Source organism: Sphingomonas sp. PP-CE-3G-477, assembly GCF_003050745.1.
GTDB lineage: Bacteria > Pseudomonadota > Alphaproteobacteria > Sphingomonadales > Sphingomonadaceae > Sphingomonas.
Map to the genome: position 1 here is coordinate 27,791 of NZ_QAOF01000002.1, position 12,366 is coordinate 40,156.

6 protein-coding genes and 1 riboswitch are annotated in these 12,366 nt (G+C 66.0%); of the genes, 1 reads left to right on the forward strand and 5 read right to left on the reverse strand.

Translation table 11 applies throughout. The features are described from left to right. Nucleotides 1–57: 57 nt before the first annotated feature. The 5 genes from C8J45_RS05560 to C8J45_RS05580 all read right to left on the reverse strand — a co-directional run bounded on the left by C8J45_RS05560 (nt 58) and on the right by C8J45_RS05580 (nt 8,715). Nucleotides 58–1,518, reverse strand: a complete 1,461-nt coding sequence (locus tag C8J45_RS05560) for a PepSY domain-containing protein (protein WP_258191317.1) — start codon at nt 1,516–1,518, stop codon at nt 58–60. Further along, nucleotides 1,505–3,685: a TonB-dependent siderophore receptor gene (locus C8J45_RS05565; RefSeq protein WP_107962313.1), complete on the reverse strand. Its 2,181-nt coding sequence runs from the start codon at nt 3,683–3,685 to the stop codon at nt 1,505–1,507. Before C8J45_RS05565 ends, C8J45_RS05560 begins: the two co-directional genes overlap by 14 nt. A 234-nt stretch (nt 3,686–3,919) precedes the next feature. Further along, nucleotides 3,920–4,154, reverse strand: a riboswitch (cobalamin riboswitch). A 78-nt stretch (nt 4,155–4,232) separates the two neighbouring features. After that, nucleotides 4,233–5,726, reverse strand: coding sequence for a tryptophan halogenase family protein (locus C8J45_RS05570; RefSeq protein WP_107962314.1), 1,494 nt, complete (start codon nt 5,724–5,726; stop codon nt 4,233–4,235). Beyond that, nucleotides 5,723–7,195, reverse strand: coding sequence for a tryptophan 7-halogenase (locus C8J45_RS05575; RefSeq protein WP_107962315.1), 1,473 nt, complete (start codon nt 7,193–7,195; stop codon nt 5,723–5,725). The genes C8J45_RS05570 and C8J45_RS05575 overlap by 4 nt, the downstream gene beginning before the upstream one ends. After that, nucleotides 7,192–8,715: a tryptophan halogenase family protein gene (locus tag C8J45_RS05580; RefSeq protein ID WP_308811332.1), complete on the reverse strand. Its 1,524-nt coding sequence runs from the start codon at nt 8,713–8,715 to the stop codon at nt 7,192–7,194. The genes C8J45_RS05575 and C8J45_RS05580 overlap by 4 nt, the downstream gene beginning before the upstream one ends. 302 nt (nt 8,716–9,017) lie before the next feature. On the opposite strand from C8J45_RS05580, the gene C8J45_RS05585 reads away from it, so the two are divergent. Next, nucleotides 9,018–12,356: a TonB-dependent receptor gene (locus C8J45_RS05585; RefSeq protein WP_181321119.1), complete on the forward strand. Its 3,339-nt coding sequence runs from the start codon at nt 9,018–9,020 to the stop codon at nt 12,354–12,356. The last annotated feature ends 10 nt before the right edge of the window (nt 12,357–12,366 follow it).

Genomic DNA, 12,366 nt, shown 5'->3' on the forward strand with positions numbered 1-12,366 from the left:
GCCGAGCGCGCGGCGGTGTCACTTGGGCAAACGGTCCGCTCCGCCGCGATATCGAAATCAGCCTCGCCGGAGCCGTTTCCAGCCGAGCCAGATGCCGCTGACCGACGTGACGAGACCGACGATCGAGAACAGCCAGAGCAGCAGATCCCAGAGCGGGCGATGCAGCGTCAGCACGTTCAGATCCCATTTGTGGAGCAGATCGAATGCCCAGCGATAGGCCCGGCGGCGGCGGTCGATAGTCGCGAGTACCTCGCCGGTCTGGGGGTCGATGTAGAGCCAGGTCGCTGGCGGGTCGTCGAACCGTAGCCGGAGGACCGGCAGGCGCGGCTTGCCACCCGGCTCGTACCAATAGGCATCGGGCGCGGTTAGCCGGTCGAGCGCGATCAGCGTCGCGCCGTGCTGGAGTCGCCGTGCGGCGGCGACGATTGCCGGCGTGCTGGGGCGGGCCGGTGCGAGGGTCGCTGCACCGAGGGTCGTCCGTTTTCCATCGGCGTATTCGAGCAGGACGAGCGGCTTATGCGCGTTGTCGATCAGCCGGGCGCGGACGGCGCCCGATCCGGCGGCGCGCAGTCGATCGAGATCGACGAGAGGCATCGCGTCGGACGCGGCATAGGCGCGTACGGCCGCGGCGTCGGGTTCGGCACTGCGGAACAGGTGCCAGGGATCGACCGACAGCCAGCCGCTGAAGATCCATGCGATCAGGAAGCCTCCGCCGACCAGACCGGCGACGTGATGCCACAGCATCCAGCCGCGATAGGGCGTCATCCGGCCGCCCTTGAACCGGCGGGATCCCGTCCGCGTGCGCAGGATGCCGATCCACATTCCTGCCACCGCTGCGGCGATGCAGGGGCCGGAAACCCACATCACGACCTGACGCCAGGCGGAATTGTCCTGCCGTAATATCGTCGGATACAGCCAGTGCGGCACCGAGCCGAGCCAGTTCCAGACGCGTTCGCTGCGTGTCGTCGACTGGACGATGCCGCCTGTCGAGGAGGACACGTACAACTGCGTGCCGCTCGGATCTGCGAGTGTCACTTTCGAGAGCGGACGATGCCGGTCGAAGCCGCCGGAGACCGTCCATTGATCGCGAACGATGCGCTCGACCTGCGCTGTAGGTGCCCGACCAAAGCGGCGTGCCACGCGCGTGGCGTAGGCGGCGTCGACTGGCGCAAGCAGGGCGCCAGCGTCAGCGGCAACGGTTCGCCGGTCGCCTTCCCAGCGTCCGATCCGCCAGACGGGGACGCCGTCGCGCATCTCGAGCAACAGCTCCTGCGGCAGGTGTCCGCCGTCGATGGGCGGCGGCACGTTCACAGCGCGCCAGTCGATCGGCTCAACTTGCGCGAGCGTCTCGGCCAGTGTGAGCGACGGATAGGGGACGTACAGCATCACCAGCCCCGACACGAACCACATCGCGAAGAACAGGCAGCTGGCGATGCCGACCCACCGATGGACGAGATACAGCCAGCGCCGGCCGACCCTGCCGAACGACGCTGCGCGGCGGACGTCAGAACCCGGCACGAAGCGACACGTCCACCGCGCGAGGCCGTCCGAGGATCCACTGCTGCACACCGTAGCTGTTGATCGCATAATCCTTGTCGAGCAGATTATAGACGTGGAGATCGACCGCGACCCGCGGCGTCAGTGCGTAGGACAGCGTGGCGTCGACGGTCACGTAACCGGGTATGCGGAAGTCGTTCGCGTTATCCGAATAGCGGCGTCCGACATACCGGAGTCCCGCGCGCGCCTGGAACGCCCGCGTCGCGGTCCAGCGCAGCCACAGGTTCGCCATCGTCTCGGGTACGTCGGGCGGCGTGTTGCCGGCGTAACTCCTGCCGCCCGAGACGAAATCGTCGAACCTCGCGTTCAATACGCTGCCGTTCGCGTCGACCCCGAACCCCTTGGGCAAGTCCAGCGAGACGGCAGCCTCGATACCCTTGGCGGATCGCTGGCCGACCTGCTCGATCGGACTGGTCGGCGTCAGCTGCGACAGCAGACCTTTCTTGACGATGCGATAGGCCGCGATCGTCGCGGTGCCGCGTCCGCCCAGGAACACCGCCTTGGCGCCGATCTCGACCTGATCGCCTTTTGCGTTGCTGAACTGCACCTGCCCGGTCGAATAGGTCGTCAGCGTGCCGAGCGGATCGACCCCGGTCGCGTATTGCGCATAGAGCGAGACGGTAGGAATTGGTTGATAGACGCTGCCGACGCGCCACGTCGTGTTGTCGAGTCGCTTGTCGAGCGCCAAGGTTTCCGTGGGGACGGCGACCGTGGAGTCGATCGTCCGGCGCTGGATCCGATCGCGTTCGTACCGGATGCCGCCGACGATCGAGACGTGATCGCCGAGCTTCAGCCGGTCCTCCGCGAAGATCGCATATTCGTTGGTCCGCGTACGATAGCGCGGTGCGATCCCCTGCGTGTCGACGATCAGGCCGGGGTCGAAGTCATACGGGTCGACTGGGGAAATCTGCGGGTCGGCGCCGAAATTATGCGAGTATGCGAGCTTGATCAGGTTCACGTCGAACCCCAGCACGACATCGTTCGAGATGCCGTCGGCGATCGGCGTTTTCAGCGTCATGCTGGCCTGATCGCCCCATTGCGTCTGTTCGTGGACGATCCCGGTCATGTCGGTGCGGTAGATTTGGCCGGGCGCGCCCGGATCGCCATTGGCACCGTTCGGGCAGAAACCGTCCGCCGCGATCCAGCAATAGCTTTCGAGATTGAGCCACGATCGCTTCGAGGTCAGGCGGTACGCCTGGTTGCTGAACGTGAGCGCGTCGGTCGGCGTCCAATCGACCTGCAGGCTGGTGCGGTTGTCGCGGTACCGGACATGCCCGTCGCGCGTGTTGTAGTTGCGATCGCGGTTGTCGTCGTCGAGACGTCCGTCGATCAGCGGCGTGCCGAAATAGCGCATCGGGTTCTGGTTGCCGTAATCGTCGCGCGCGGTGACGACGAGCGTGTCGGTCGGTGCCCAGCGCAGCGTGGCGGACAGCGCGTAACTGCGCGATTGCCCGCGATCGACATAGCCGTCGGACCGCCGATAGCTGCCGTCGACGCGGTACGACAGGCGGTTGCCGATCGGTCCGCCTGCGCCGGCCGCGACGTGGAAACTGTCCTGCGATCCATAGCCGATCTCGCCGTCGACCCGCGTCCGTACGGTATTCGGCTGGCGCATCAGCACGTTGACCGCGCCACCGAGCGCTCCCTGGCCGTAAAGTACGGAGGCGGGGCCGCTGAGGATGTCGATGCGGTCGATCATCCAGGGGTCGGTCGGGAAAGTGATCGTGCCGGCCGCGGGAAACAGCCGGACGCCGTCGACCAGCTGGAGCACCGAGCCCTGGCCGCTGAACCCGCGCGCGGCGAGCGCGGTGCCGCCATTGCCGAGATTGCCGACGCTGGTGATGCCGGGCGCGCGGCTGGTCGCGTCGATCACCGTCATGTGGCCGCGTGCCCGGATCGTGTCGCCGTCTATGACCGACAGCGTCGCTGGCGTTTCGAGCGGCGTCAGTTCGAGCCGGCTGCCGGTCGTGTTCGGGACGGTGAGGTCCGCTTGATGACGACCGGTGACGAGGATGTCGTCGGTCGTATCGCCGGATCGGTCCTCCGCGATCTGTGCGTAGGCTGTGGACGGCAGTATCGAAACAAGAAAGGACGCGGCGATCGTGGCGCGCGAAATCGAAAAGACCATTGGTGGTAACCCCCGGGGCGTCGGACGAACCGGCAGGGGACGCTCTCGAGCATGGCGCGCGAGCCCACGCCTCGGCCCGCGTCACGAGCGATCGGCCCGAGCACGCGCCTAAGCGAACGGGAGCAGTCGTACCTGCCGGACGCCGTCGCGGCCGGCACGTCTGCCCATGCGGTCCCCACCCCACACATCGTCGCTCAGACGGAGTACCGTGCCTCGGCCATCCCCTGGACCAGGCAAGAGCGACCACACGCCGGCAGGTCTCCTGGCTCACGGGTCACCGCTTGGTGCACAACCTTCCCAGACCGATCGGTCCAGTGGCTGGCGGCTCGGGGCATTCGCCCGGCCACGCACATGCATCACGCTCGCCGCTTACAGTTGCAGGGACAGCCTCGGCATCGGACGGCTGAAGCCACCCTCACCGCGTTCCCTTTTAAGCTCCTTGCGGAGCACCGGTGCGATCATGCCGGCCCGTCCGAAGAACGAGCCAACGGGGAAGGTGTAGCTCGGGCGGGAAGCGCGGGCAATCGGCGATCGTCTCGGACCCGTTCTAAACGCCGACGAAGGCTGCGTAGCGGGCGACGAAGTCCGCATGGGATGGCAGGGCTTCGGCGGCGCGCAGGGTGGCCGCCCGCGTCTGACGGAGGGCGTCCGCAACGCGGTCGGCATCGAGCGCATCGACAACCGGGTCGTAGCCTACCGGTATGACGTTCTGGCCGAGCAGAACCTGAACCCAGCTCGGAATGCCGAACAGTTCGTCGTCGTAGCGGAAGATGCGCCCCTTCTCGCGGAACAGCGCGAGCTTGCGCGTCAGGCTGTCGGGCACCGGCATGGTGCGGACGTGCTGCCAGAATGCGGAATCGTCGCGGCGGGTCGCGTGATAGTGCAGGATGATGAAATCGCGGATCGACGTGTAGGCGTCGCCCATCAGCCGGTTGTATTCGTCGCGCTCGACGGCGGAAAAGCCGCGGTCGGGGAACAGCGCGAACAGCTTCGAGATGCCGGTCTGGATCAGGTGGATGCTGGTCGATTCGAGTGGTTCGAGGAAGCCGCCGGCAAGGCCGAGCGCGACGACGTTGCCCTCCCACATCTTGGCGCGGCGGCCTGCCTTGAAGCGAAGCTGGCGCGGATCGGCGGTCGGGGCGCTGTCGAGGTTCGCGAGCAGCAGCGCGGTCGCCTCGTCGTCGGACATGTGCGTGCTGGCATAGACATGGCCGTTGCCCGTGCGGTGCTGAAGCGGGATCCGCCATTGCCAGCCCGCCGGGCGTGCGGTGGCACGGGTGTAGGGCAGTACAGGCGTGGTCGGTTCGGTCGGAACCGCGATCGCGCGGTCGCACGGGAGCCAGTGCGACCAGTCCTCGAATTCGACCCCCATCGTCTCGCCGAGCAACAGGCTGCGGAAGCCCGAGCAATCGATGAACAGGTCGCCGTCTACCGCGGTGCCATCCTCGAGCCGAACTGCGCGGACATGGCCGTTCTCCGGATCGCGGTCGGCGCCGATGATGCGGCCTTCGATGCGGGTGACACCGCCGGCCTCGGCGTGGCGACGCAGGAAGGCGGCGTAGAGGCTGGCGTCGAAATGATAGGCATAGGCGAGTGGCGCCGTTCCGCTCGGCTGGCCGAAGCGGCCGAGACGCGCGGCAACCGCGGACGGTGAATAGGCGTCGAGCCCGCCGATGCCCGGGCGATCCCGCAGCTTCAGCCAGAGCTGATGGAACGCCAGGCCCTGGATATCGCGGCCGTGCCCGCCGAATGCGTGCATGTAGCGATCGGCGCCAGTGTCCCAGCCGACGAACTCGATCCCGAGCTTGAACGTGGCGCCGGTCGCACGGACGAAATCGCGTTCGTCGACGCCGATCAACTGGTTGAAGCCCAGGATAGGCGGGATCGTCGCCTCGCCGACACCGACCGTGCCGATCGCATCGGACTCGACCAGCACGACCTGGCGTTGGCCGTCGTCGAGGAACCGTGCCGCGGCGGCTGCGGCCATCCAGCCGGCGGTGCCGCCCCCGACGATCACGACTTTGCGGATGGGATCGGTCATCGTCTGCGTTCCAGTTGCGCGAGATAGGCGGGGTAGGGCGGCAGGCGCGAGGGCAGGGCGGCATTGGCCTCTGCGATCCGGGTCAGCGCCGTGCGGACCGTCTCCAGCGGCGTCGTCGAAGCGATCGGATCGGGAGTGCGCGGGATCATGCCAAGGCTTAGAAGCAGGCCACGCCACTCGTCCGGCTCGAAGCTTTCGTCTTCGTAGAACGGCAGGCGACCGCGGTGGGCGAACTGATCGAGCGTGTGATCGAGGCTGTCCGGGCGAGGGAGGCGGCGGACGTGCTTCCAGAAGTCGCCGCCGGTTCGGGTCGCGGCGTGATAGTGCGCAGCCTGAAAATCGCGGATGCGCGATGCCTGGCGGTAGGCGCGGGCGTTGTACTCGGCGAGTTCGCCAGCCGCGCAGTCACGGCCGGGCAGGAGGTCGATCGCGCGCAGGATCCCTGCTTGCGCGAGGTGGAGATTGGCGTCGGCCAGCGGATCGAGCGTCACAGTGGCGTCACCGAGCGCGAGAACGTTGTGGAGCCAGGGTTCCGGGCGGACGCCGGGGGCGATGTCCACGACCTCTTCGCCTGCGGGGAGAATGCGGCGCGCGCTGGAGTCCGGTGTCTGGGCGGCGGCATAGGCAAGGCCGACCAGCGTGCGATCCCGCAAAGGCTTCTCGAACCGCCACCCCGCTGGGACCGCGATCAGATCGTCGGTCGGGGAGGGCGCGCGGGTCGGCCCCGTACCGAGGAGCAGGCGGTCGACAGGCAGGTATCTGCCCCAATCTTCCCACCGCGTGTCGATCGCCGAGCGAAGCGGGGCGGCGGGGCCGGCGCAATCGAGATACAGGTCCGCTACGATCCGACGACCATCCGCCAACATCAGCGCCTCGACGCCGCCATCCGCACGGCGTTCGACGCCCGCGAACGCACCTGGAACGGGCGCCAAGCCAAGATGCCGCGCCAACGCGCGAAGCAGGTCCCGGTAGCGCGGCGGATCGAGCCGGAGCGCGTAGGCGAGGCCTGAAAGCGGTGAAGCCGAATCGTCCGCTGGGTGCACGAACCGGTCTGCTGCCGCGAGAGCAGCGGCTGGCGAGAACGCGTCGAACGCAGCGACCTTGCCGGCGCGGCGGGCGTTCAGCCAGTGCTGGTGGAACGCCCCCGTCCCGATCGGACCGCCGCGGTCGCCTCGTGCCAGGACGACGCGCCCGCCGTCGGACCGCCAGTCGGACAACCGCGTGCCGATATGATGCAGCGTACCGGCCGCCAGGAGATCGCGTTCGCCGAGGCCTATGCGGTCGTGGAACGCGGCGATCGACGGCAGCGTGCTGGGCATGCGATCCGCCAGCGCGGCGGGGTCTGCCGGAGTTTTGATCAGCGTGATCGCGAGCCCCGGCAGCGCACGGGCGAAGGCAATCGCGGCAGACAGGCCGACGATGCCGGCGCCCAACACCGCAATGCTCCGAACGGGTGTGCGTTCGGTCATGCCGGGATCGTCGCGTTGCGCTGGGCGAGGAACGCGGCGTGGTCCGGCATCGCTCCGGCAGTGGCGGCGACCTGTGCGCGGAGGTTGGCGACGGCGCGGTCGAGTCCGTCGAGCGCGGGGCCGTTCGCGCGCTGGTCCCAGCCCCGGGGGACAATGCCTTGCCCGAGATATACGGCCAGCCAGCTCGGCTCGAGGAACAGGCCCTCGCTATACTGCGCGACGCGGCCGGCGCGGCGGAACAGGTCCATTTTCTCCGCGAGCGTGTCCGGCACGTCCATCGTCCGGACGTGGTTCCAGAAGTCGGAATCGTCGCGGATGGTGGCGTGGTAATGGAGGATCAGGAAATCGCGGATGCGGTCATATTCCATGTCGACCATGCGATTGAACTCGGTCCGGTCCGTCGGCGAGATGCCCTCCGATCCGGCGCGTTGCGGGAACAGTTCGATCAACTGCGTGATCGCCATCTGCGCGAGGTAAATGCTCGTCGATTCGAGCGGTTCGAGGAAGCCCGAGGCGAGCCCGATGCCCACGACGTTGCCCACCCAGCTATTGCGGCGGCGGCCTGCGCGGAACTTTAGGAAGCGCGGATCGGCGAGAGGCTTGCCCTCGACCGAGGCGACCAGCGAGTCCGCCGCGGCCTGGTCGTCCAGATGCGCGCTGGAATAGACATAGCCGTTGCCGACGCGGTGCTGGAGCGGAATGCGCCATTGCCAGCCGGCCGACTTCGCGGTGGCCCGGGTATAGGGCTCGATCGGCCCCTGGGGTGACGCGCAGGGCATTGCCACCGCGCGGTCGCAAGGTAGCCAATTTGACCAATCCTCCCACGGCTCCGCCATCGCATCGCCGAGCAGCAGGCTGCGGAATCCCGAGCAATCGACGAACAGGTCGCCTTCGATCGTCTCGCCCGAATCGAGACGTACGGCGCGGACGTTGCCGGTCTCGGCGTGCTGGTCGACGGCGACGATCCGGCCTTCGGTGCGTCGCGCACCCTGCGCCTCGGCAAAGCGGCGCAGATAGGGTCCGAAGAGCGTCGCATCGAACTGATAGGCATAGCCGAAGCTGGCCGCGAGATCGTCCGTGGGGCCGTCGGGGATGGCGAAGCGATCCGCGGTGGCGGCAGCGACCGCGACCGAATAGTCGCCGATCGGCCCTGTGCGTCCGGCAGCGGTCAACCGCAGCCAGTAATGATGGAAGCCGACGTCGCCGAGCGGACGCCCGAACGTGCCGAACGGGTGAATATAGCTGTCGCCGATCGCGCCGAAGTCTCGAAAGTCGATGCCGAGCTTGAACGTCGCATGCGTCGCCCGCATGAAATCCGCCTCGTCCAGCCCCAGCCGTTCGACGAACGCGCGGATGTGCGGCAGCGTCGCCTCGCCGACGCCGACGATGCCGATCTCCGCCGACTCGATCAGGTGCACGGTGCAGGCGCTCGGCAGCAGCCGGACGAGCGCCGCGGCCGTCATCCATCCCGCCGTGCCGCCGCCCACGATCACGACCCGCGTTCGCTCGATTTCCGTCATCATCCCCTCGCGTCGATTAGGACCGTTACGAGACTGTTACCCTGGGGCAACACTGGAACGGCATCCTTTCGAATCTGTCTACCAAATTTCATTATTCAACTTGTGACGGAAAACATAGCTGAGTAATGGTTGGTTCGGCGACCGATTTATCGTTCGTTCCTAGGGAGAAAGCGCGGTTTGTACGCCTGCTTCAGAAGCGGCGGCAAGGGTGCTGGTGGATGTATAAGGGGTCAATAATGCCAAGTGCTGGTGCGTCTGTGACGGTTCGTCTCGCTTCCCGTTTATTCGGTGGAAGCGTCTCCGTGCTTGCGATCGCGTTCGCTGCAACGCCGTCGTTCGCGCAGGTCGCCGATCCTGCCGCTGCGGATGCGCAAACCGTTCCAGCGCCTGCGGGTTCGGGTGTCGCAAGCACGACGTCGGGTGCGACCAGCCTCGATTCTGCGACCGCAGGGACAGCGCCGGGTTCGGCCAGCAACACGACCGGTACGTCGGGCGCGTCGCAGGATGCCGGTAACCCGACCCCCGATCCCGAGCGCGAAGAGATCGTCGTCACGGGCATCCGGCAGAGCCTGGCCAACGCACAGAACATCAAGCGCAATTCGGACACCGTGGTCGACGCGATCACCGCTGAAGACATTGGCGCACTGCCCGATCGTTCGGTCAACGAAGCGTTGCAGCGCGTTCCCGGCGTATCGATCAGCCGCTTTGCCGCCCCCAGCGACTCCGCCCATTACTCTGCGCAGGGCTCGGGTGTCGTGATCCGCGGGCTCAGCTATGTCCGCGGCGAATTCAACGGCCGCGACGCGTTCGCAGCCGGTGGCGGTCGCGAGATCGGCTTCAACGACATCCCGGCGGAAATCGTCGGCTCGGTCGAGGTGTTCAAGAACCTGACGGCCGACCTAGTCGAAGGCGGCATCGCCGGCACCGTCAACATCAACACGCGCAAGCCGTTCGATTCGAAGAAGGACCTGTTGTTCCTCTCGGCCGGCATGAACCTCGGCGATCTCGAAAAGCGTGGCGCGCCGCAGTTCGTCGGTCTCGTCTCGAAGCAGTTCGACCTGGGCAGCGCAGGCCGTTTCGGCATCCTCGCCAGCGGCACCTACCAGAAGCTCTACAGCCGCTCGGACTCGGTGTTCGTCTCGTCGATGCTGCCGCGTTACAATGATGACAAGAACGGCAACGGCGTCCAGGATGCCGGCGAAGGCCGCGTGCTGAACGCAGGTACGCCGTTCCAGTCGACACTGTTCGATACCTTCCCGCTGCCGGCCGGTCGCAACGTCGTATACGCACCGCTGGGAGCAGGCTCGCGTTCGCAGGATTTCAACCGCACGCGTATCGGCTATTCCGGCGCCGCGCAGTATGAGACTGCATCGGGCAATCTGCTGATCACCGGTCAGTTCGTACGGGCCGAGTCGACCGATGATTGGCTTGAGCATACGGTCGAACCGAACGTCTATTACGGCGATGCCAACACGGTCTTCCCGGTTGGTGGCTCGGACTTCACCTACGATGACAACGGCGTCTTCACGAGCGGCACGCTCGGCAAGCGCACCGGGCAGGTATTCGGCAACAATCCCGCCGGCTGCGGCAGAGACGCCAAAGGTGTGCTGATAACCTATTGCCCGTTGACGCAATTCTCGCCCAACGGCGTGTTCACGACCCAGTCGAACCGTCACTTCTTCTCCAAGTCGACGACGCAGGATCAGTCGCTCAACATCAAGTTCGAGCCGGTCGATCGCCTGCACCTCAACTTCGACGGTCAGTATGTGACGTCCAAGGTGAAGGTGCGCGACGATATCCTCGACACCGCAACCTTCAGTCAGACGTCGATCGACCTGCGCGGCAAGATTCCGCAGATCACCTCGCTGACGCCGGGCTTCGATACCGCCAGCTATTTCGCCAACCCGAACTCGGTCTATTTCCGCGACGCCTTCAACGGTCGTCAGGACAACAAGGGCCACGAATGGGCCTTCCGCGGGGACGCGCAGTTCGATGTCAGCGACGATGCGTTCCTGCGCAACGTCCGGGTTGGCGGTCGCTATACCGACCGCAAGCAGACGGTGAAGGCGGTCGACTACAACAACTGGGGCAATGTTTCCGAGACCTGGGCGGCTGCAGGGCCGGTCAGCTATACCGCGCTGAGCCAGCAGGAGCAGGGTCTCCACAACTTCACCAATTTCTTCCGCGGCGGGACGAACACGCCGCCGAGCACGACGTTCGTCTCCGACGATATTCTGCGCGATCACGACGCATTCACCGATCTGTTGCGCAAGGTGACCGCGCTCGGCGGCGGTAGTTATCAGCCAGCCGAGGATCGGTCCGGCGTAACGGTCGATGGCGCGTACCGGCCGAGCGAGGTTTATCGCAATCGCGAGCGTACCTTCGGAGCCTATGCCCGTGCCGATTTCGGCGTCGAGGATTTCGGCAACGGGATGAGCCTGACCGGTAACGTCGGTGTGCGTTTCGTCCGTACCAAGGATGATTCGGCTGGCGCGATCACGTTCGCGCAGCGGAACACGATCTTCGATCCCACCAACCTGGGCAATAACTCTGCCGGCGTACCGTATCCAGCAACGCTCGGCGGTTTCTGCCAGCGCGCGTTCGATCAGCCGAATGGGCAGGGCACCGTTCCCGTGATCTGTACGGTGTCGTCCGCGCAGCAAGCGGCGATCGTAGCCTACTCCAACGGCGCCTCGACGCCGGACATCGCCAAGCAAAAGTTCAACTTCTGGTTGCCGAGCGCGAACGTCAAGCTGCAGGTTACACCGACGCTGCTGTTCCGTGCGGCTGGATCCAAGGCTATCTCCCGCCCGAATTTCGGCGACCTTCGCAACTATGTCGGGGTCGGGGCATCGGGTGGTAACACGACGGGTAATTTCCAGTTCGCTGCGCAGTCGCGGAACCCGTTCCTTCGCCCCGTCGAGGCGTTGCAGTTCGACCTGACCAGCGAGTGGTATTTCTCGAAGGTCGGCTCGCTGACAGCAACGGTGTTCCACAAGACGCTGTCGAACATCATCGTCGACAACCTCGGCTACACGCGCACGCTGACCAACAACGGCCAGACGTTCGACGTGCAGGTGAGTGGTCCCGCCAACGTCAACGGCAAGTCGCGGATCAAGGGTGCGGAAATCGCGTACCAGCAGACCTTCGACTTCTTGCCCGGCGCGCTGAGCGGCCTTGGCATGCAGGCGAACTATACGTACGTGAAGGCTGGCAAGATCCCCAATCCGGTGCCCGCCAACGGCGCCGCGGATGGCAGCCGTCCGCCGCAGGACGTCGCCGGTCTCTACGACAATCTCCCGTTGCAGGGTTTGTCGAAGCATACCGTCAACGTCGCGGGCTTCTACGACAAGGGTCCCTTCTATGCCCGTGTCGCGTACAGCTGGCGCTCGAAGTTCCTGCTGACCAACCGCGATTGCTGCTTCCCGTTCCTGCCGGTCTACGCCCTGCCGACCGGACAGCTTGACGCATCGGCGTTCGTGACGGTGAACGAGCACTTCAAGCTTGGCGTGACCGCGTCGAACTTGCTCGACGAGACGACCAAGACCAACTTCCTGCTGAACGGCGCAGGGCTCGAGGCGCCGCGCAGCTTCTTCAAGAACGACCGCTCGTACACGCTGTCGGCGCGTATGACCTTCTGAGGTAGCGGGA